Origin of the sequence: Luteimonas granuli (assembly GCF_007795095.1) — a bacterium.
In the GTDB taxonomy this organism is placed as follows: domain Bacteria; phylum Pseudomonadota; class Gammaproteobacteria; order Xanthomonadales; family Xanthomonadaceae; genus Luteimonas; species Luteimonas granuli.
Map to the genome: position 1 here is coordinate 2770556 of NZ_CP042218.1, position 21201 is coordinate 2791756.

Annotated in this window: 13 protein-coding genes and 1 pseudogene; 11 read left to right on the top strand and 3 right to left on the bottom strand. The window is 70.6% G+C overall.

Annotated features, from left to right (window positions below; all coding sequences use genetic code 11):
- Nucleotides 1-323 precede the first annotated feature (323 nt).
- The 7 genes and pseudogenes from rimP to pnp all read left to right on the top strand — a co-directional run bounded on the left by rimP (nucleotide 324) and on the right by pnp (nucleotide 9230).
- Entirely contained in the window at nucleotides 324-929 is a 606-nt protein-coding gene (gene rimP, locus FPZ22_RS12880) for a ribosome maturation factor RimP (protein WP_144893583.1), read from the top strand.
- A gap of 8 nt (nucleotides 930-937) precedes the next feature.
- On the top strand, nucleotides 938-2449 hold the full coding sequence (gene nusA, locus FPZ22_RS12885; RefSeq protein ID WP_144893585.1) for a transcription termination factor NusA: 1512 nt from the start codon (nucleotides 938-940) through the stop codon (nucleotides 2447-2449).
- A 100-nt stretch (nucleotides 2450-2549) separates the two neighbouring features.
- Nucleotides 2550-5123: a translation initiation factor IF-2 gene (gene infB / locus FPZ22_RS12890; RefSeq protein ID WP_144893587.1), complete on the top strand. Its 2574-nt coding sequence runs from the start codon at nucleotides 2550-2552 to the stop codon at nucleotides 5121-5123.
- Nucleotides 5123-5483 (top strand): annotated as a pseudogene (gene rbfA, locus FPZ22_RS12895) (30S ribosome-binding factor RbfA). Before infB ends, rbfA begins: the two are co-directional and overlap by 1 nt.
- Nucleotides 5484-5562: 79 nt before the next feature.
- Complete coding sequence (gene truB, locus FPZ22_RS12900) at nucleotides 5563-6555, top strand: tRNA pseudouridine(55) synthase TruB (protein WP_144893589.1); 993 nt, start codon at nucleotides 5563-5565, stop codon at nucleotides 6553-6555.
- 184 nt (nucleotides 6556-6739) lie between these two features.
- On the top strand, nucleotides 6740-7000 hold the full coding sequence (gene rpsO / locus FPZ22_RS12905) for a 30S ribosomal protein S15 (protein WP_144893591.1): 261 nt from the start codon (nucleotides 6740-6742) through the stop codon (nucleotides 6998-7000).
- A gap of 121 nt (nucleotides 7001-7121) precedes the next feature.
- Complete coding sequence (pnp, locus tag FPZ22_RS12910) at nucleotides 7122-9230, top strand: polyribonucleotide nucleotidyltransferase (RefSeq protein WP_144893593.1); 2109 nt, start codon at nucleotides 7122-7124, stop codon at nucleotides 9228-9230.
- A gap of 591 nt (nucleotides 9231-9821) precedes the next feature.
- On the opposite strand, the gene FPZ22_RS12915 is transcribed toward pnp, so the two are convergent.
- Entirely contained in the window at nucleotides 9822-11225 is a 1404-nt protein-coding gene (locus FPZ22_RS12915; RefSeq protein WP_144893595.1) for a GntP family permease, read from the bottom strand.
- Nucleotides 11226-11397: 172 nt separating this feature from the next.
- Here FPZ22_RS12915 and FPZ22_RS12920 point away from each other — a divergent pair, with 172 nt between their 5' ends.
- From FPZ22_RS12920 to FPZ22_RS12930, 3 genes are all read left to right on the top strand, one after another.
- Nucleotides 11398-13647 carry a TonB-dependent receptor gene (locus FPZ22_RS12920; protein ID WP_144893597.1) on the top strand — a complete coding sequence of 750 codons (2250 nt, stop codon included), beginning with the start codon at nucleotides 11398-11400 and terminating at the stop codon, nucleotides 13645-13647.
- Between the two features lie 104 nt (nucleotides 13648-13751).
- Complete coding sequence (locus FPZ22_RS12925) at nucleotides 13752-17093, top strand: hybrid sensor histidine kinase/response regulator (protein WP_144893599.1); 3342 nt, start codon at nucleotides 13752-13754, stop codon at nucleotides 17091-17093.
- 52 nt (nucleotides 17094-17145) lie between these two features.
- Complete coding sequence (locus FPZ22_RS12930) at nucleotides 17146-17634, top strand: NUDIX hydrolase (protein ID WP_144893601.1); 489 nt, start codon at nucleotides 17146-17148, stop codon at nucleotides 17632-17634.
- A 6-nt stretch (nucleotides 17635-17640) separates the two neighbouring features.
- On the opposite strand, the gene FPZ22_RS12935 is transcribed toward FPZ22_RS12930, so the two are convergent.
- Both FPZ22_RS12935 and FPZ22_RS12940 read right to left on the bottom strand, forming a co-directional pair.
- Nucleotides 17641-18312, bottom strand: a complete 672-nt coding sequence (locus FPZ22_RS12935) for a response regulator (protein ID WP_144893603.1) — start codon at nucleotides 18310-18312, stop codon at nucleotides 17641-17643.
- A 20-nt stretch (nucleotides 18313-18332) separates the two neighbouring features.
- The gene (locus FPZ22_RS12940; protein WP_281287414.1) at nucleotides 18333-19166 is read right to left on the bottom strand and encodes a 3-hydroxybutyrate dehydrogenase; all 834 of its coding nucleotides are present in this window, start codon (nucleotides 19164-19166) and stop codon (nucleotides 18333-18335) included.
- A 103-nt stretch (nucleotides 19167-19269) separates the two neighbouring features.
- Here FPZ22_RS12940 and FPZ22_RS12945 point away from each other — a divergent pair, with 103 nt between their 5' ends.
- A complete protein-coding gene (locus FPZ22_RS12945; protein WP_246120752.1) occupies nucleotides 19270-21129 on the top strand; it encodes a D-(-)-3-hydroxybutyrate oligomer hydrolase in 1860 nt (619 codons plus the stop codon).
- Nucleotides 21130-21201 lie beyond the last annotated feature (72 nt).

A 21201-nucleotide genomic window follows, 5' to 3' on the forward strand; every position in this document is an offset into this window, starting at 1 on the left:
ACCGATGGCGCCTGCGGGAGGGCGGAAGGGGGCGTTGTCTATCTTGCGGGAAGACGGCGCCACGCCTATAATCCAGCGGCTCGGCGGGATCCGCAGGGCCGGCGCGGCGCCAGCGGCGCAGGGGCCGGCATCCGCCGCAAGCTTTTCGCAGTCGCCGGAGAGCCTCCAAGGAGGCTTTTTCGATTGCGGGAGTCGGGCTCGCGCGGTGCGCAACGAGGCGCGCCGGCACCGGATCCAGCAGCATCGGACAAGGGGCCCGTCGGGCCCTTTTTCGTTTTTCGTTCCCCGGCGCGGCCGGTACTTGACCAGACAGGAGGAAGCCAGTGGCCGACAAGTCGACCGACATCGCGGAACTCCTGTCGCCGACCGTTTCCGCGATGGGCCTGGAACTGCTCGGCGTCGAATACCTGCCGTCGCCCGGCGGCGCCCTGCTGCGCCTGTACATCGACCGTCCGGGAGCCGATCCATCGGCCGAAGGGCAGGGCGTGGGCATCGAGGACTGCGAGGCGGTGAGCCGCGAGGTGTCCGCGCAGCTCGACGTCGAGGACCCGATCAGCGGCAACTACACCCTCGAGGTTTCGTCGCCCGGCGTCGACCGGCCGCTGTTCACGCCGGCGCACTTCGGGCGCTTCCTCGGCGAACAGGCGAAGGTCGGCCTGAAGCTGCCGCAGGACGGCCGCCGCCGCCTGCAGGGCCGGATCGCCGCGGTCGAGGGCGACATGGTCACCTTCGAGGTCGATGGCCAGCCGTTCGCGGTCGCCGCCGGCAACATCGACAGGGCGCGCCTCGTGCCCGACTGGGTCGCGCTCGGCTACGGCCCCGCGAAGGACGCCTCCGGGCGCGACGCGCGGCCGGGCAAGGGCAGGCCTGGCGGGAAACCGAACACCAACAACAAGCCGGCGGCGTCGAAGCCGTCCAGTGCGGAGTGAACCAGAAGATGAGCAAGGAACTGTTGCTGGTCGTCGATGCGGTCGCCAACGAGAAGGGCGTGCCCGAGTCGGTGATCCTCGAAGCCCTCGAGGCGGCGCTGGCCACCGCGGCCAAGAAGCGCTACCTCGACCAGGACGTGCTGACCCGCGTGGCCATCGACCCGAAGGACGGCAGCTACGAGACCTTCCGCCGCTGGGAGGTCGTGGCCGACGACGTGGTGATGGAGTCGCCCGACCGCCAGATCCGCCTGATGGACGCGATCGAAGAGGCCGAAGGCGTCGAGGTCGGCGACTACATCGAAGAGCAGATCGAGAACGTCGACTTCGGCCGCATCGCCGCCCAGGCCGCCAAGCAGGTGATCGTGCAGCGCGTGCGCGAGGCCGAGCGCCAGCAGGTCGTGGACGCGTGGAAGGACCGCGTCGGCGAGCTGGTGACCGGCGTGGTCAAGCGCGTCGAGCGCGGCAACGTCTACGTCGACCTCGGCGGCAACGCCGAAGCCTTCATTCCCAAGGACAAGGCGATCCCGCGCGACGTCGTGCGCGCCGGCGACCGCATCCGCGGCTATCTGTACGACGTGCGCAGCGAGCCCCGCGGCCCCCAGCTGTTCATCAGCCGCGCCGCGCCGGAATTCATGATGGAGCTGTTCAAGCTCGAGGTGCCGGAAGTCGGCCAGGGCCTGGTCGAGATCAAGGCCTGCGCCCGCGATCCGGGCGATCGCGCCAAGATCGCGGTGCTCGCCTACGACAACCGCACCGACCCGATCGGCGCCTGCATCGGCATGCGCGGCTCGCGCGTGCAGGCCGTGAGCAACGAGCTCAACGGCGAGCGCGTCGACATCGTGCTGTGGTCCGACAATCCGGCCCAGTTCGTGATCAACGCCATGGCGCCGGCCGAAGTACAGTCGATCGTGGTCGACGAGGACAAGCACTCGATGGACCTGGCGGTCGCCGAGGATCGCCTGGCCCAGGCCATCGGCAAGGGTGGCCAGAACGTGCGCCTCGCCAGCCGCCTCTCGGGCTGGCAGCTCAACGTCATGACCCAGGACCAGGTCACCGCGAAGTCCGAGGCCGAGCAGGCCACGGCGCGTGCCCTGTTCCAGGAGAAGCTCGAGGTCGACGAGGAGATCGCCGGCATCCTGGTGGCCGAAGGCTTCAGCACGGTCGAGGAGATCGCCTACGTTCCGGTCGGCGAACTGCTGGCCGTCGAGGGCTTCGACGAGGACATCGTCGAGGAACTGCGCGCCCGCGCCCGCGACGCTCTGCTCAACGATGCGCTCGCGGTGGAGGAGGAGATCGGCGAGAACGTGCCTGCCGATGACCTGCTGGCGCTCGAGGGCATGGACGACGGGACCGCGTTCGCGCTGGCCGCGAACGGTGTCCGCACCGCCGAGGACCTGTCCGACCTGGCCGTCGACGAGGTGCTGGAGTTCGGCATCGAGGGCCTCGATCATGAGCGCGCCGCCGCGCTGGTGCTGGCCGCCCGCGCGGGCGAGATCGCGCGCCTGGAGAACGAGGGCTGACAGGCCGGGGCCATCGGCCCCCGAACCCGGCAAGCACCCAGTCCAGTATTGATCCATCCACAGCGCGGCACGCGCCGTCGCCAAAGGAACCGGAATCCGAATGTCGCAGCAAACCACCATCCGCAAGCTGGCCGCACTGGTGAACACACCGGTCGACAAGTTGCTGGAACAGCTGTCCGAAGCGGGCATGCAGTTCAGCGACCCCGACCAGGTCGTGACCAGTACCGAGAAGGTGAAGCTCCTGGGCTTCCTGCGCCGCACCCATGGCCGCGCCGAACAGGGCGCCGCCGCCGATCCCGTCGCGCCCAGGAAGATCACCCTGCAGCGCAAGAGCACGCTCACCGTGGGCGGCGGCCGCAACAAGGCCCCGGTCGACGTGGTCGTGCGCAAGAAGGTCACCCTGGTGAAGCCCGAGGAAGGCGTCCGTGCACCGACGGCCGCGGGCGAGGTCGACGACGAGCGCGCCGAGATCCTGCGCAAGCTCGAGGAGTCGCGCCAGCGCAATCTCGACGAGCAGCAGCGCCTGGCCGAGGCCGACCGCCGCCGCCTGGAGGAGGCCGAAGAGGCGAAACGCCGCGAAGCCGAAGAAGCCGAGCGGCTGCGCGCCGAGGCCGAGGTCGCGGCCGCCGCCGTGGTCGCCGAGGACGCCGCACCGCGCAAGGCCCACGGCCATGGCCATCCCAAGCCGGCACCCGCGCGCGACGACCGCGGCGCGGGCAAGGCCAAGCATCGCGGCTCGCACGTCATGGTCGCCGGAGTCGAGGACGACGAGGGCGCCGCGCGCTTCGCCGGCCAGCTGCACCTCTCGCCCGCGGACCGCGCGCGCCGCAGCACCGCGCGTCCGAAGCGTCCGCAGCGCGGCCAGCAGCGCGACCAGTCGCGCACCGGCACCGGCTTCACCCGGCCGACCGCGCCGGTGGTGCGCGAGGTCGCGATCGGCGATGCGATCACCGTGGCCGACCTCGCCCAGAAGCTGGCGCTGAAGGGCGGGGACGTGGTCAAGGCGCTGTTCAAGATGGGCGTGATGGCCACCATCACCCAGACCATCGACCACGACACCGCGGCGCTGGTGACCGAGGAACTCGGCCATACCGCGGTGCGCGCCGACGCCGACGACGCCGAGAGCGAGCTGCTCGCGCACGTCGAGGATGTGCAGGGCGAACAGGCCCAGCGTCCGCCGGTGGTCACGATCATGGGCCACGTCGACCACGGCAAGACCTCGCTGCTCGACTACATCCGCCGCACCCGCATCGCCACCGGCGAAGCGGGCGGCATCACCCAGCACATCGGCGCCTACCACGTCGAGACGCCGAAGGGCGTCATCAGCTTCCTCGACACTCCCGGCCACGCGGCGTTCACGTCCATGCGTGCGCGCGGCGCGAAGCTCACCGACATCGTGGTGCTGGTGGTCGCGGCCGACGACGGGGTCATGCCGCAGACGGTCGAGGCGATCCAGCACGCGAAGTCGGCGAAGGTGCCGCTGATCGTGGCGATCAACAAGATCGACAAGTCCGAGGCCGATCCTTCGCGGATCAAGAACGAGCTTCTCGCGCACGACATCGTCGCCGAGGAGTTCGGCGGCGACACGCAGATGGTCGAGCTGTCGGCGAAGACCGGCGACGGCGTCGACGACCTGCTCGAGGCGATCGGCCTCCAGGCCGAGGTGCTCGAGCTCAGGGCGGTGGCCGAGGGTCGCGCCAGCGGCACCGTCATCGAGTCCTCGCTGGACAAGGGCCGCGGCCCGGTGGCCACGGTGCTGGTGCAGCAGGGCCAGCTCCACAAGGGCGACTTCCTGGTCTGCGGCGTCGAGTACGGCCGCGTGCGCGCACTGTTCGACGAGACCGGCAGCCAGGTGCCGTCGGCCGGGCCTTCGATCCCGGTCCAGGTGCTGGGCCTGTCCGGCGTGCCCGACGCCGGCGACGACTTCGTCGTCGTCGACGACGAGCGGCTGGCCAGGGAGGTCGCGGAGCAGCGCGAGGCCAAGCGCCGCGAGCAGCGCCTCGTGCAGGCGGCGGGCAACCGCATGGAAGACATCATGGCCCAGATGGGCGGCGGCCAGCAGCTCGAGCTGCCACTGGTCATCAAGGCCGACGTGCAGGGTTCGGTGGAGGCGCTCCGCCAGGCGCTGGTCGCGCTGTCCAACGACGAGATCCGGGTGAACATCATCCGTTCGGGCGTGGGCGGCATCACCGAGTCCGACGCCAACTCGGCGGCGGCGGCGAAGGCGACGATCATCGGCTTCAACGTCCGTGCGGACGCATCGGCCCGCAAGGTGGTCGACACCCACGGCCTGGACCTGCGCTACTTCTCGATCATCTATGACGTGATCGACCAGGTGAAGCAGGTGGCCTCGGGCATCCTGGGCGTGGAGATCCGCGAGGAGATCATCGGTACCGCCGAGGTCCGCGAGGTCTTCCGCAGCTCCAAGTTCGGCGCGGTGGCCGGCTGCATGGTCATCGAGGGCGTGGTCAGGCGCAACAAGCCGATCCGCGTGCTGCGGGACGACACCGTCATCTTCGAGGGCGAGCTGGAGTCGCTGCGCCGCTTCAAGGAAAACGTCGACGAGGTGCGCGTCAACACCGAGTGCGGCATCGGCGTGAAGGCCTACAACGACATCAAGCCGGGCGACAAGATCGAGTGCTTCGAACGCGTCGAAGTGCAGCGCACGCTCTGATGCCGCAGAAGTCCTTCCATCGCACCGACCGGGTCGCCGCCCAGCTCCGCAGGGAGCTGGGCACCCTGGTACGCGAGGCCGTCGCCGAGCACGGCCTGCCGTCGGTGAGCGTGTCCGACGTCGAGGTCACGCGCGACATGGCGCACGCCAAGGTCTACGTCACCGCGCTGCAGTCCGAGCGCGCCGCGGAGGCGATCAAGGGGCTGAAGGCGGTGGCGCCGGAAGTGCGCTACCGGCTGGCACGCGCGGTCAAGCTGCGCCATGTGCCCGAGCTCCACTTCCCACTACGACGACTCCGTCGACCGCGGCGAGCGCATCGAAAGCCTGTTGCGGGACCTGCCCGACGCCGGCGAGGACTGAGTCCGTCGGCCCGCCGGGCACCGGCTCCTGCAGCCGGCGGCCATGATGGGGCGGGCGCGCCTCCGCCTACAATGAACCGATGACCGCCCGACCGCGAACGAAATTCCGCAAGCTCGACGGCATCCTGCTGCTCGACAAGCCGCGGGGGCCCAGTTCCAACCAGGCGCTGCAGCGTGCGCGCCATCTGTTCCGCGCGGAGAAGGGTGGCCACACCGGCAGCCTCGACCCCTTGGCCACCGGCCTGCTGCCGCTGTGCTTCGGCGAGGCGACGAAGATCGCCGGCGGCCTGCTCGGAGCGCGCAAGGCGTACGACACTGTCGCGCGCCTGGGACAGGTGACCGACACTGACGACGCCGACGGGCAGCTGCTGCGCGAGCGTCCGGTGCCTGTGCTCGATATCGCCACCATCGATGCTGCGCTGGGCGCGCTCACCGGCCGCATCCGGCAGCGCCCGCCGATCTACTCCGCGCTCAAGCGCGGCGGCGAACCGCTGTACGCCCGGGCGCGTCGTGGCGAGCAGGTCGAGGTGGAACCCCGCGAGGTCGACGTGCATGCGTTCAGCCTGCTGTCCGCGGCGGACCTGCTCGACGCGACGGACGGCGTTGCGCCGGGGAACATCCTGCGGCTGCGGGTGGAATGCGGTTCGGGCACCTATGTCCGGAGCCTGGTGCGCGACCTGGGCGAGGCGCTGGGCTGCGGTGCCCACGTGGCGGAGCTGCGCCGGCTCTGGGTGGACCCGTTCAGGAACCCGCGGATGTGGACCTTCGCCGAGCTGGAGGCCCTGGCCGCGCGGGGCGAGCGCGCCCTCGAGGCCTGCCTGTTGCCGCTGGAGGCGGGCATGGACGCCTGGCCGCGGGCCGAAGTCGACGCCGCTGGCGCCGCGCGCCTGGCCCATGGCCAAGGGGTGGACGGGGTGCTCGCCCCCGTCGGCCGGGAGGTCGCGGTGTTCGGGCCCGGAGGTCGTGCCCTGGGCCTCGGCCTGGTCGGCGACGAGGGTCGCCTGCGTCCGCGGCGCCTGTTCAGCTGGGCCTGCGCCCAGCCGCCGGCACCGCGGCCCCCGACGCAGGCCTGAGGCCCGCGCCTTGTCCGCTGCGCCTGCGCCACGTTACAATTCCGCAGCTTTTCCAGGCACTTCTGGCGCCCGACACGGGCGCCAGGCGTTTTCAATCGCAAGCGGCGGTTCTCGTGGTGCGCGCCTGCCGGTCCGGCATGGGTGCGTTCCTGCGGTCCACGCATCACCAGAAGGTACAACCCAGATGTCCATCGAAACCGGCAAGATCATCGAAGACAACAAGCGCGGCGAAAACGACACCGGCTCGCCCGAAGTCCAGGTCGCGCTCCTCACCGCGCGCATCGTCCAGCTGACCGAGCACTTCAAGGTCCACAAGCAGGACCACCACAGCCGCCGCGGCCTGCTGAAGATGGTCAACCGCCGCCGCAGCCTGCTCGACTACCTGCACCGCAAGGACGCCACCCGCTACAAGGCGCTGATCGAGAAGCTCGGCCTGCGTCGCTGATCCAGACCCGCCGCGGCGCAGAGATGCGCCGCGGTTCTTTTTCGGCGCGCCGCGCGCGCCACCCGTCCCGGGGCATGGGTCCCGGCCGGTTCATCGCTAGACGCACCGAGGAATTCACAACGTGGCAAAAGTTACCAAGAGCTTCCAGTACGGTGATCGCACCGTCACCCTCGAAACCGGCGAGATCGCCCGCCAGGCCGGCGGCGCGGTCATGGTTTCCTGCGACGGCACCGTGCTGCTGGTCACCGCGGTCGCGGCGAAGACCGCCCGTGAAGGGCAGGATTTCTTCCCGCTGACCGTCGACTACCAGGAGAAGTTCTACGCGGGCGGCCGCATCCCCGGTGGCTTCTTCAAGCGCGAAGGCCGCGCGACCGAGAAGGAGACGCTGACCTCGCGCCTGATCGACCGCCCGATCCGCCCGCTGTTCCCCGACGACTTCAGGAACGAGGTCCAGATCATCGCCACGGTGATGAGCCTCAATCCCGAGGTCGACGGCGACATCCTCGCCCTGATCGGCGCCTCCGCCGCCACCTCGCTCACCGGCGCCCCGTTCCAGGGCCCGATCGGCGCGGCCAAGGTCGGCTACAAGGGCGGGCAGTACCTGCTCAACCCGACGGTCAGCGAACTGGTCGATTCCGAGCTCGAACTGGTCGTCGCCGGCACCGCCGACGCGGTGCTGATGGTGGAGTCGGAAGCGAAGGAGCTGTCCGAGGACGTGATGCTCGGCGCCGTGGTGTTCGGCCACCAGCAGATGCAGGTCGCCATCGAGGCCATCAACGCACTGGTCGCCGAAGCCGGCAAGCCGAAGTGGGACTGGCAGTCGCCGGCCCGCAACGAAGGTCTGGTCGCCTCGCTGCGCAACGCCATCGGCGAGCGCCTGTCCGACGCCTTCCAGATCCGCAACAAGCTCGAGCGCCGCGACACGATTTCCGGGGTGAAGAAGCACGCCCTGGAAGCACTTGCCGCCGAGGCCGAAGAGAACGCCTGGAGCCCGGGCGACCTGGCCAAGGAGTTCAGCGAGCAGGAATACCAGACGATGCGCCAGTCGGTGCTGAAGTCGAAGGTCCGCATCGACGGCCGCGCCCTGGATACCGTGCGCCCGATCGAGTGCAAGGTCGGCATCCTGCCGCGCGTGCACGGCTCGGCGCTGTTCACCCGCGGCGAGACCCAGGCGATCGTCGCCGTGACCCTCGGTACCGCGCGCGACGGCCAGATCATCGACGCCGTCGGGGGCGAGTACAAGGAACACTTCCTGTTCCACTACAACTTCCCGCCGTACTCGGTCGGTGAAGCCGGCCGCATGATGGGTCCGAAGCGCCGCGAGATCGGCCACGGCCGCCTCGCCAAGCGCGGCGTGCTGGCGATGATGCCCGGCATGGAAGCTTTCCCGTACACCATCCGCGTGGTATCGGAGATCACCGAGTCGAACGGCTCCTCGTCGATGGCCTCGGTCTGCGGCTCCTCGCTCGCGCTGATGGACGCCGGCGTGCCGGTGAAGGCGCCGGTGGCGGGCATCGCCATGGGCCTGGTGAAGGAAGGAGACGAGTACGTCGTCCTGTCCGACATCCTCGGCGACGAGGACCACCTCGGCGACATGGACTTCAAGGTGGCCGGCACCGAAAGCGGCATCACCGCACTGCAGATGGACATCAAGATCCAGGGCATCACCGAAGAGATCATGAAGGTGGCGCTGGCCCAGGCGAAGCAGGGCCGCCTGCACATCCTCGGCGAGATGTCGAAGGCGCTGACCACCGCGCGTTCGGAGCTGTCCGACTTCGCGCCGCGCCTGATCACCATCAAGATCCATCCCGACAAGATCCGCGAGGTCATCGGCAAGGGCGGTTCGGTCATCCAGGCGATCACCAAGGAGACCGGCACCCAGATCGACATCCAGGACGACGGCACCATCACGATCGCCTCGGTCGACGCCGCCGCCGGCAAGGCCGCCAAGGATCGCATCGAGCAGATCACGTCCGACGTCGAGCCGGGCCGCATCTACGAGGGCAAGGTCGTCAAGCTGATGGACTTCGGCGCGTTCGTCACCATCTCCCCCGGCAAGGACGGCCTGGTGCACGTCTCGCAGATCTCCAACGAGCGCGTCGAGAAGGTCTCCGACAAGCTCAAGGAAGGTGACGTGGTCAAGGTCAAGGTGCTGGAAGTCGACAAGCAGGGCCGCATCCGCCTGTCGATGAAGGCCGTCGAGGAAGGCGAGGGCACGCCGGCCGAGTAAGCCGCGCGCTCCGGGTGCGCCGAAGGGCGCACCGCCGAGACGAAAGAGCGGGCTTCGGCCCGCTCTTTTTCGTTTCCAGGAGCCGCTTCGTTGGGGCTGCGCGCAGCCCGTCCCGCGCACAGGGGGTGTGCTCCCCCGGCAGTCTCCGCGTCCTGCTGCCACTGCCGGCCGCCGGCCATCCATGGCCGGCTGTCCGCACACCCCCTGTACGCGGGACGGGCTCCGTCGTTCTTCGGCTTCGAGAGGGAAGAGCGAGAAGAAGGCAGGGACAGGAGCGGTCGCGGCCAAGGCCGCTCCTAACCATAAGGATCCGACCGCTTCGACGTCGACGATCTTGTTGCCTGCCGGCGGAGTGTCCATTCGTTGCTCTTGATCTTCTCCCCCGACCGCGACCGGAGGTAGGGCCCGCCGTGGTTGCAGGGGGGATGCCCGGAGCCGGCCAAGGATGGCCGGCGGCCGGATTGGGAGCAGGAAGCGCACTCATCCGGCCGGGCATCCCCCCTGCAGCCGCGGTGGGCAGCGCGCACCTGGGAGCAGCGCGGAGCCGACGGGGCTCTCTCGTTCTCCGTGCCGCGGAAGCGCGTCGTCCCGTCAGACCCAGCCGGTCGCGTAGAACAGGCCGATGATGAAGAACACCGCCAGGGTCTTGATGATCGTGATCGCGAAGATGTCCTTGTAGGCCTGGCGATGCGTCAGGCCGGTCACCGCCAACAGGGTGATCACGGCGCCGTTGTGTGGCAGCGTGTCCATACCGCCCGAGGCCATCGAGGCCACGCGGTGCAGCACGTCCATCGGAATGCCCGCCGCCTGGGCGTTGGCCATGAAAGTCTCGGCCATGGCCGCCAGCGCGATCGACATGCCGCCCGAGGCCGAGCCGGTGATGCCGGCCAGCGCGGTGACCGTGACCGCCTGGTTGACCAGCGGGTTCGGGATGGCGCCCAGCGCGTTGGCCACCACCAGGAAGCCGGGCAGGGCCGCGATCACGGCGCCGAAGCCGTACTCCGAGGCGGTGTTCATCGAGGCCAGCAGCGCGCCGCCGATCGCCGTCTTCGTGCCTTCGGCGAAATGCCGGAACACGCTGCGCCAGGCGAACGCCAGTACTGTCGCGATGCCGATCAGCAAGGCGCCCATGACCGCCCAGATGGCGGCGATCTTCGCGACTTCCTGGACCACCGGCGCCGGGTTGCCGACCACTGCGGGAATGAAGCTGTGCGCTTCGCCGTACCAGCCCGGGATCAGCCGCGTCAGCACCAGGTTGGACACGCCCACCATCACCAGCGGCAGGAGCGCGACCAGGGGGTGCGCGAGCCGGTCGCCGGCGAAGGGCGCCGGCTCGTTGAGAAGGGTGCCGGGGTCTCCGTAGCCCTCGCCGGCCCGCAGCGCCGTCCGCCGGCGCCACTCCAGGTAGGCGAGGCCGAAGAGGATGATGAAGACGCCGCCCAGCGTGCCGAGTACCGGCGCCGCCCAGGTGTCCGTGCCGAAGAACGCGGTCGGGATGATGTTCTGGATCTGCGGCGTGCCGGGCAGTGCGTCCATGGTGAAGGTGAAGGCGCCCAGCGCGATGGTGCCGGGGATCAGCCGCTTGGGGATGTCGCCCTGGCGGAACAGTTCGGCCGCGAACGGATACACCGCGAACACGACCACGAACAGAGACACGCCGCCGTACGTGAGCAGGGCGCAGACGATCACGATCGAGAGCATCGCCCGCTGGGCGCCGACCACGCGGATGGTCGCGGCGACGATCGACTTGGAGAAGCCGGAAATCTCGACCAGCTTGCCGAACACCGCGCCGAGCAGGAAGACCGGGAAGTACAGCTTCAGGAACCCGACCATCTTGTCCATGAAAAGCCCGGTGAACATCGGTGCCACCAGCGACGGGTCGGTGAGCAGCACGGCGCCCAGTGCGGCGATCGGGGCGAACAGGATCACGCTGTGGCCGCGGTAGGCGACATACATCAGGAAGACCAGCGCGGCGAGCACGATCAGGAACGACATCAACGGACCCCAGCCATCGTGCGGCGCACGACTCCACGGCTGACAGTGTTCCCGCCGGCTTCCGTCCCGGCACATTGTCCGAAGGTACGATGCCCACCTGCCGGTGCGGCCCCTAGGCTTGCGATCGAGGCGGCATCCGCCGCGCGTGCATGCATATTCCGAGGGGAACACGATGAAGCGAGCCAAGATCCCGCACACCGCACTGAGCCTGGCGATCGCCCTCGGGCTGTCGTCGTCCGTGGCCTTCGCCCAGGACGCCACCGGCGCCACCGACGACTCCGGCGCCACCGCGGAAGCGGCCCAGTCCCGCGGGGCCACCACCCTCGGCGGGATCACCGTCACCGCGCGCAAGCGGGAGGAGACGCTGCAGGAAGTCCCGGTGGCGGTCACGGCCTTCACCCCGGAGGCCATCGAGAAGCTGAACATCCAGGACATCGGCGACGTCGCCTCGCAGGTGCCCAACACCACCATCTACGCGGCGCGCGGCTCGAGCAGCACGGTGACCGCCTACATCCGCGGCATCGGCCAGGCGGACCCGCTCTGGGGCGTGGACCCCGGCGTCGGCATCTATCTCGACGACGTCTACATCGCCCGCCCGCAGGGCGCGCTGCTGGACGTGTTCGACGTCGAGCGGGTCGAAGTGCTGCGCGGCCCGCAGGGCACGCTGTACGGAAAGAACACCATCGGCGGCGCGATCAAGTACATCTCGCGCGGGCTGCCGGCGCAGGCCGACGGCTTCGCCTCGATGACGGTCGGAAACCACAACCAGCTCGACGTGAAGGCCGCTTACGGCGGATCGCTCGGCAGCAGCGACGCCCTGCGCGCGCGCGTGGCGGTGGCCAGCCTGAACCGCGACGGCTATGGCGAGAACAGGCTCACCGGGCAGCAGGTCAGCGACAAGGAGATCCTCGCGGCGCGCGTCCAGCTTGGCGCGTACGTCAGCGACGACATCGACATCCAGTTCGCGTTCGACTGGATGGACGACCAGTCCGGCGTGCGCGGCGGCAAGATGCTCGCCCCGAACCCGCTCGACTTCGTCATCGATCCGGGCCGCGGCTCCGGCCAGCAGCCGCTGGGCGACCGCTACGACATCCGCAGCGGCATGCCCAACGTCAATGACACCTCGATGAAGGGTGCTTCGGCGACCTTCAACTGGCGCGTGAACGACGACTACTCGCTGAAGTACGTCCTGGCCAAGCGCGAGTCCGACACCGAGACCAACATCGACTTCGACATGCTGCCCAACCGCATCGTCGACGTGCTCGCATTCTACAGCGACGAACAGGTCAGCAACGAGCTGCAGGTCAACTACGACGCCGGCGGCAGGATGCGCGGCGTGGTCGGCTTCTACCACTTCGACGGCGAAGCCGGCGGCCAGGTGCTGAACAACTTCCTGAACATGTCGTTCGGCGACACCCGCGGCACGGTGTTCACCGAGAGCATCGCGCTGTACGCCGACTGGAGCATCGACCTCACCGAGAAGTGGAGCCTCGACCTCGGCGCCCGCTACACCGATGAGGAGAAGCATGCGGTCGTGCTGAACCGCGCGTACTCGAGCGCGAACTTCGACACCGTGATCGCCACTCCGGCCGACTTCGACAAGACCGTCGACTTCAGCAACGTCTCGCCGAAGGTCTCGCTGGGCTACCAGGTCAACCCCGACGTGCTGGTCTACGGCCTGGCCTCGCGCGGCTTCAAGTCCGGCGGCTACAACATCCGCGCCAACAGCGCGGTGCCGCACACGCTGCTGCCCTTCGACGACGAGTCGGTGGACAGCTTCGAAGTGGGCGCGAAGATGGGGCTGCTGGACCAGCGCCTGTTCCTGAACCTCTCCGCGTTCCACAACAAGTACGAGGACATCCAGCTGTCGGTGTTCACCGGCTACGACTCGAACGGCGACGGCGTGGACGACGCCTTCCTGGGCGACTTCACCAACGCCGGCAAGGGCACGGTCAACGGCGTCGAGGCCGAGTACCAGTGGCTGCCGAACGACAACTGGGTGGTGAGCGGCAACCTGGCGTGGCTGGACACCGAGTACGACGAGTTCATCAGCGCCGGCGCCAACGTCGCCGACTCCCAGGTGTTCACCAACGCCCCGGAGTTCTCCGGCGCGCTGAACGTCGAATGGCGCACCGACCTGGCCAACGGCGGCAACCTGTCGGCCCGCGTCAGCTACGCCTATCAGAGCGAGGTCTACCCGACCACCGACCTGTCCGAGGACATCAGGCAGGGGGGTTACGGCCTGGTCAACGCCGGTGTGATCTGGCGCGCCAACGACGCCTGGAGCTTTTCGCTCCAGGGCACCAACCTCGCCGACAAGGAATACCGCACCACCGGCTACAACATCGCGGCGCTGGGCATCCTGACCGGCTTCTACGGCCCGCCGCGCCAGTACAGCCTGACCGCGCGCTACAGCTTCTGAGCCGTCGCGGGCATCCGTTGAACAGGCAGCGGCGGGCTTCGGCCCGCCGCTGCGCTAAGCTCGTCCCGTACGCCTGAAGACGCGCGGATGGGGATCATGGGGCAATGCTGAGCGTCGGCGTGGTGGTCGCGGCGGCGGCGCTGTGGCTGGCCCTGCTGTTCGGCGTGGCGGTCTACGCCGAGCGCCGGCCGGGCGCGCTCGCACGCCACTGGCGCCACGTGTACGCGCTGTCGCTGGCGGTGCACTGCACGTCCTGGACCTTCTACGGCACCGTTACCCAGGCCGCGCGCTACGGCTGGCCGCTGCCGCCGACCTTCCTCGGCGCGATCGTCTTCTACATCGTCGCCTTCGCGTTCATGCTGCGCCTGGTGCGGCTGGCGCGCGAGAGCAACGCCACCTCGATCGCCGACCTCATCGCCACCCGCCTGGGCAAGGACCCGTGGCTGGCGGCGGTGGTCACCCTGGTGGCGCTGCTGGGCATGGTTCCCTACATCGCGCTGCAGCTGAAGGCGGTGACGATGAGCTTCGCCACGCTCACGACCGATGGCGGCGATGTCGCGGCCGCGGTCGCTCCGTGGCGCGACGGCGCGCTGTACGTGGCGCTGGCGATGGCGGTGTTCGCGGCGGCCTTCGGCACCCGTCGGGCCAGCGCCGCCGAGCACAATCGCGGCCTCGTGCTGGCGATGGCCTTCGAGTCGCTGTTCAAGCTGCTGGCCATGCTCGCGCTCGGGGCGCTGGTCTGGTTCGGCCTGGGGGAGTTCGACGTGGCGGCGCGGCCTTCGCCGCCCGAGCCCGTGGGCGGCTTCGTCCCGCTGGTGCTGCTGGGCGCGCTGGCGATGTTCATCCTGCCGCACCAGTTCCATGTCGCCGTGGTCGAGTGCCGGGACGAGGACGATGTGCGCACGGCGCGCTGGCAGTTCCCGCTGTACCTGGTGCTGATCGCCCTGCCCACGCTGCCGCTGGCGCGGGCGGGCATGGCCATCCTCGGCGACGGCGTGCCCTCGGACATGTACGCACTGGCGCTGCCGGCGGCGCTTGGCCACGAGAGCCTGGCGCTGTTCGCCTTCCTCGGAGGACTCAGCGCCGCCACCGGCATGGTCGTGGTCAGCACCCTGGCGCTGAGCCTGATGATCGGCAACCACTGGTTCGCGCCCGGCCTGCTGCGCGGCGCCTGGGCGGTGGGCCGCGAAGGCGGGGATCATCGCGGCGCGCTGCTGGCGCTGCGCCGCGCCGGCATCCTGGCGGTGATGCTGCTGGCCTGGGCCTACAGTCGGGTCATCGCCGGCAGCGAAGCCCTGGCCGATGTCGGCGCGGTGTCGTTCTCGGCCCTGGCCACCCTCGCGCCGGCGCTGTTCTGCGCGGTCTGGCGGACCCGCACGCCGGCGACGGCGGCCACCTGGGGCGTGGTGGCGGCCTTCCTGGCCTGGGGCTGGGTGACCCTGTCGCCGATGCTGGTGGAACTGGCCGGCAGCGACCCCGAGTGGCTGGCCGCCGGGCCCCGCGGCATCGCCTGGCTGGCCCCCGACACGCTGTTCGGGCTGACCGGATGGAGCCGCCTCGGGCGCGCGGTGGGCGCCAGCCTGTTCGTGGGCATCGCCGCCACGCTGGTGCTCTCGGCCTGGCTTTCCGCGCCCGATCGCGACGTGGCCCGCGGCTCCGACCTGCGCACGCTGCGCCAGGCCGGGCGGCGCTTCCTGCCCGCGCGCACCGTCGATGAGCTGCTGCGCGGCGCGCCGGCCAGCGGACCCGTGCCGTCGGCGATCGAGGCGCGCTTCGAGCGCGAGCTGGCGGCGGTGCTGGGCAGTGCCTCGGCGCGACTGCTGCTCGACGCCGCCCGCCGCGAGGCCGGACCCGATCTCGACACCGTGGCCGAGATCGTCGGTGAAGCCTCGCAGGACCTGCGCTTCAATCAGCGCGTGCTGGAGGCGGCGCTGGAGAACATGAGCCAGGGCATCAGCGTGGTGGACCACGAACTGCGCCTGGTGGCCTGGAACCGCCGCTACGCGGAACTGTTCGACTATCCGCCGGGCCTGCTGCGCATCGGTGTGCCGGTGGCGGAGCTGGTGCGACACAACCTGGGCCGCGGGCTGGTGGAAGGCGCCGAAGGGCGCGCCAACCCGGAGTCGGACAAGCGCCTGCGGCACATGCGCGCGGGCACGCCCTACGTCAGCGAGCGCGTCTTTCCCCACGGCGGCATCGTCGAGATCCGCGGAAACCCCATGCCGGGGGGTGGTTTCGTCGCCACGTTCACCGACGTCACCGCCTTCCGTCGCACCGAGGCCGAGCTCAAGCGCAGCAACGAAACCCTGGAGCAGCGGGTCGGGGAGCGCACCGCCAGCCTCGATCAGGCGCGACGCGAGGCCGAACGGGCCAACGAGGCCAAGAGCCGCTTCCTGACCGCGGTGGGGCATGACCTGCTGCAGCCGCTGCACGCCGCGCAGCTGTTCACCGATGCGCTGGCGGAGCGGACGGACGATCGCTACCGGGATTCACTGGCGCAGATCCGCGGCGCGCTGGACTCCACCACCGACCTGCTGACCGGACTCTTCGACATGGCACGGCTTGAAGCCGGCGGGCTGGTGCCGCAGCCGCGCGACTTTCCGCTCGCCGAGGTGCTCGAACCCCTGGCCTCGGAATTCCGCGCCCTCGCGGCCGACCGTGGCCTGGACTTCGGCCACGTTGCCAGCAGCGCATGGATCCACAGCGATCCCCAGCTGCTGCGCCGGGTGCTGCAGAACTTCCTCGCCAACGCCGTGCGCTACACCGCCAGCGGCCGCGTGCTGCTGGGCGTGCGCCGCCTCGAGGGCCGCGTGAGCATCGAGGTACACGACACCGGGCCGGGCATCGAGCCGGCGCAGCAGACGCTGATCTTCGAGGAGTTCCGCCGCGGCGAGGGCGTGGCCGGGCAGGGGCTGGGGCTTGGTCTGTCGATCGCCGAGCGCATCGCGCGGCTGCTGGGCTCGCGGGTGGAGCTGCGCAGCCGGCCGGAGGTGGGCACGGCCTTCGCCATCGCGCTGCCTTCGGTGGCGGCGCCCGCGGGCACCGGGAGCGTTCCCGCGGCGCGCGCAGGGCTGGCCGGTGCGCACGTGCTGGTGCTGGACAACGACCGGATGGCGCTGGCCTCGCTCGCAGGCCTCCTGCAGGGCTGGGGCTGCAGCGTCGATACGCTTGCCGACGGGGATGCCGCGCTCGCCGCCCAGGCCGCGCGGCCGGCCGACCTGTGGCTGCTGGACTATCACCTCGACGACGGCGACACCGGAATCGACGCCTGGAAGCGGCTGTCGGCACGCCATGGTGCCGTGCCCGCGCTTGTGCTCAGCGCCGACGCCACCGATGCCGTCCGCCGTGAAGTCGCGGAGCATGGCCTCGGCCTGCTGCAGAAGCCGGTGCGTCCGCTGGCCCTGAAGTCCGTGCTCGGGCGCATGCGGATCAGGCCTTCGGACTGAGCCCCGGCGCCGGGCGTCCTACAATGGCCGGCTCCGTCGCATCTCCTTGCCCATGCCCTATACCCCGATCCTGGCCACGCTCGGCTATGTGCTGTCGCCCGACCGCCGTCGCGTGCTGATGATCCACCGCAACGCACGCCCCGGCGACCAGCACCTCGGCAAGTACAACGGCCTGGGCGGCAAGCTCGAGCCCCACGAGGATGCGCTCGCCGGCATGCGCCGCGAGATCCGCGAGGAAGCCGCGATCGACTGCGAGGACATGCGGTTGCGCGGCACCATCAGCTGGCCCGGCTTCGGCAAGCAGGGGGAAGACTGGTTCGCCTTCGTCTTCCTCGTGACGCGCTTCACCGGCACGCCGCCGGCGTCGAACCCCGAGGGCACGCTGGAGTGGGTCGACGTCGACCGCGTGCTCGACCTGCCGCTCTGGGAGGGTGACCGCCACTTCGTGCCGCTGGTGTTCGACGACGACCCGCGCGCCTTCCACGGCGTGATGCCGTACCGCGACGGGCGCATGCAGTCCTGGAAATTCTCGCGCGCCTGAGGGGCCTCAGCCGGCGCCGTCCACCTGTCGCGCCGGATCGCTGAGCTCCAGCCCGCGCAGGATCACGCCGGCCTGGGTGCGATTGCGCACGCCGAGCTTCTCGAAGATCGCCGACAGGTGCGCCTTCACCGTGCGCTCCTGCACGTCCAGCCGGTCGGCGATCTGCTTGTTGAGCAGGCCTTCGGCCACGAACCCCAGCACCCGGAACTGCTGCGGCGTCAGGCTGGCCAGGCGCGCGGCGAGGTCGGTGTCGCCCGGCGCGGACTCGGCGCGCGCCACCGCGCCGCGCAGCGCCGGCGGCAGCCATTCCTCGCAGGCCAGCACGGTGCGGATGGCGTCGCGCATCTCGTCCAGGCCGGCGCTCTTGGGGATGTAGCCGGCGGCGCCATGGTCGAGCGCACGCCGCACCACCAGGGGATCCTCGTTGGCCGAGACCAGCACCACCGCGACCGCCGGGAACCGGGCGCGCAGCGCCGCCAGGCCGGCCAGGCCGTGGTTGCCGGGCATGTGCAGGTCGAGCAGCACCAGGTCGATGTCGGACTGCGATTCGAGCGCGGCCAGGGTGTCGTCCAGGGTGCCGGCCTCGATGATCCGCGTGCCGGCCTCGGCCTCGACCGCGGCGCCGCGCAGGGCCGCGCGGAACAGCGGATGGTCGTCGGCGATGAGCAGGGTGGTCATGCGTCGCGCGCCGGATGGACCTACTGCGCGGTCCAGCCGCCGTCGACCGGGAACGACGCGCCGGTGACGTTGTGTGCTTCCCGCCGGCACAGCCACGCGGCGATCGCGCCGATCTCCCCGGGGAGGGTCATGCGCAGGCTCGGCTGCTTCTCGGCCAGCAGCGCGCGCACGCCGTCCTCGCGGCCGCCGCCGTCGCGGCGGGCCTCGATCTGCGGCTCGATCAGCGGCGTCTCCACCCAGCCCGGGCAGATGCAGTTGACCGTGACGCCGCCCGAGTCGCGGCTGCCGGCGGTGGCGTATTCCAGCGCCGCGACCTTGGACAGGCCGACGATGCCGTGCTTGCTGGCGACGTAGGGCGCCTTGTCCTTCGATGCCACCAGTCCGTGCACCGATGCGATGTTGACCACGCGGCCGAAGCCTCGCACGGCCATGCCCGGCATCGCCAGGCGCATGGTGTGGAAGGCGGCGCTGAGGTTGATGGCGATGATCGCGTCCCACTTTCCGACCGGCATCTCCGCCAGCGGCACGGCGTGCTGGATGCCGGCGTTGTTGACCAGCACGTCGACCGGAGACCAGCCGTCGATGTCGGCCATCATCTTCGCGATCGCCTCGGGGTCGAGAAGGTTGGCGTCGAAATGGCGGACCTCGCCGCCGCCGGCCTCGCGGACCGCATCGAGCGCGGCCTGGATCTGCGCCTCGTCCCCCAGCCCGTTGATCGCCACCCGCGCGCCGGCCGCCGCGAGCGAACAGGCGATGGCGAGGCCGATGCCGGACGTGCTGCCGGTCACCAGCGCGGTGCGGCCGGAAAGGAAGGTGTCGGTCATGGCGGGCAGGGGCATGGGGTGGAAAGCCACGGTAGCAAATCCATGCGGCGCGTCCCTGCGTACCAAAGTACGATGCCGGCGCCGGACCCGGCTGCTACGGTGCGGTCGTTCCCGGCATCCAGAGGAGGCGCACGTGCGCCATCGACAGCACCATCGCCTGACCGCGCCGCGCGCGCGTTTCCTCGCGGTCGCCGCCGCGCTGGCCATCGCCGCGGGCGCAGGTTGCGCTTCGACCACGGCCGACGGGGCGACGAGGGAGGCCATCGTGTTCGAACACCCGCGCAGCACGATCCATCGCGACGGCGACGACCTGCTCACCGCCGGACTCGGCATCGACGGCCTGCGCCGGATGGCGCCGCCGGACTTCGCCGACGCCGAAGCGCCGACCCCCGCCGAACTGCGGCGCCGCGCGCTGTGGAGCAACTGGCGCGGCATCGCCGACCTCGGCCCCGCGGGCGGTTACGGCGCGCTCTACGGCAGCGTCGCCGACGTCCCCGGCCGCGAGTTCTCCGCCTATGCCACGGTGCCCGGTGCCATCCACCCGCACCGCGTCCTGCTGCAACTCCCCGACGCCTTCGATGCGGCCAGGCGCTGTGTCGTGGTGACGGCATCCTCGGGTTCGCGTGGCATCTACGGAGCGATCGCGGTCGCCGGCGCCTGGGGCCTGCCGCGCGGCTGCGCGGTGGCCTATACCGACAAGGGTGCCGGCAGCGATTACTTCGATCTCGACGCCGGCATCGGCTTCGGGCCCGATGGCCGCGCGGTGGCCGGCGACGCCGCCGGCATCGCCTTCGCGCCCGAGGCGCCCGAAGGGGCGGGCGGCGTCGCCTTCAAACATGCTCATTCGAAAGACAACCCGGAGGCCGACTGGGGGCGGCACGTGAAGCAGGCCGCGGAGTTCGCCCTGCACGCGCTGGACGAGGCCCTGCCGGCGCAGGCGCCCTTCACCTTCGACAACACCCGCGTGATCGCGGTCGGGATCTCCAACGGCGGTGGCGCGGTGCTGCGCGCGGCCGAGCTCGAGGGCGACTGGCTCGACGCCGTGGTCGCGGGCGAGCCCAATGTGCACGTCGACGCCCCGGGCGCGCGCGCGCTCTACGACTACACCACCGAGGCCGCGCTGCTGATGCCCTGCGCGCTGCTGGCGATGGACGGCCTGCCGCAGCCGCCGCTGCTCGACCAGGTGCGGCCCCTCTATGCGGCGCGCTGCGACTCGCTGGCGGCCGACGGGGTCCTGCCGGGCGCCGACACCGCGACCCGGGCGGTCCGGGCCCGCGACATGCTGCTGGCCGCCGGCTGGACCGAAGGCGCGCTCCGCGCCGGCGCGCTCTCCGCCGGCTTCGACCTCTGGCGCTCGGTGGCCGCGACCTATGCCAACGCTTATGGCCGGCATGGCGTGGGCGAGGGCCCCTGCGGCTTCTCGTTCGCCGCGCAGGGCACGGACTTCCTGCCGCGGCGCGCCACGGCCGCCGAGCGCGCGGCCTGGTGGTCGGACGCCAGCGGCATCCCTCCGGGCTCGGGCGTGGGCCTGATCGATGCCGGCCTGGCACCGCCCGACCTGGCGCTGAAGGGCCTGCAGTGCCTGCGCGGGCTGTGGACGGGCGAGGGTGCCGGTGCCGACCGCGTGCGCGCCGGCATCGCGGCCACCCGCGCCGCGCCGCCGCGCGCCGGGCTGCCGGTGGTCGTGGTGCACGGACTCGACGACGGCCTGATCCCGGTCGCCTTCAGCAGCGCGCCCTGGGTCGCGCATGCGCGCGCCGCGGGCCGCGACGTGCGCTTCTGGCAGGTGCGCAACGTCCAGCACTTCGACGGCTTCCTGGCGCTGCCCGACTACGGTGCCCGCTACCTGCCGCTGCTTCCCTATGTGTACGAGGCGCTGGACCGCATCGATGCGCATCTGGACGGCGCCCCGCTGCCGGCGGACGCGGTGATCGACGCGACGCCGCGCGGGGCGGCAGCGATGGACGCGTCGCATCTGGCCATGCCGCGCTGAGGCGGACGCCGCCGCGGACCGGGACTGCTCCCGTCATGACGGCGGGTTTGGCATGCTGGCGTCTCCTCCTGC

Bases quoted from the DNA above. Each gene is read 5' to 3' on its own strand.
- nusA (WP_144893585.1), top strand. From the start codon at position 938: ATGAGCAAGGAACTGTTGCTGGTCGTCGATGCGGTCGCCAACGAGAAG.
- infB (WP_144893587.1), top strand. From the start codon at position 2,550: ATGTCGCAGCAAACCACCATCCGCAAGCTGGCCGCACTGGTGAACACA.
- truB (WP_144893589.1), top strand. From the start codon at position 5,563: ATGACCGCCCGACCGCGAACGAAATTCCGCAAGCTCGACGGCATCCTG.
- rpsO (WP_144893591.1), top strand. From the start codon at position 6,740: ATGTCCATCGAAACCGGCAAGATCATCGAAGACAACAAGCGCGGCGAA.
- FPZ22_RS12915 (WP_144893595.1), bottom strand. From the start codon at position 11,225: ATGTCGTTCCTGATCGTGCTCGCCGCGCTGGTCTTCCTGATGTATGTC.
- FPZ22_RS12920 (WP_144893597.1), top strand. From the start codon at position 11,398: ATGAAGCGAGCCAAGATCCCGCACACCGCACTGAGCCTGGCGATCGCC.
- FPZ22_RS12925 (WP_144893599.1), top strand. From the start codon at position 13,752: ATGCTGAGCGTCGGCGTGGTGGTCGCGGCGGCGGCGCTGTGGCTGGCC.
- FPZ22_RS12930 (WP_144893601.1), top strand. From the start codon at position 17,146: ATGCCCTATACCCCGATCCTGGCCACGCTCGGCTATGTGCTGTCGCCC.
- FPZ22_RS12935 (WP_144893603.1), bottom strand. From the start codon at position 18,312: ATGACCACCCTGCTCATCGCCGACGACCATCCGCTGTTCCGCGCGGCC.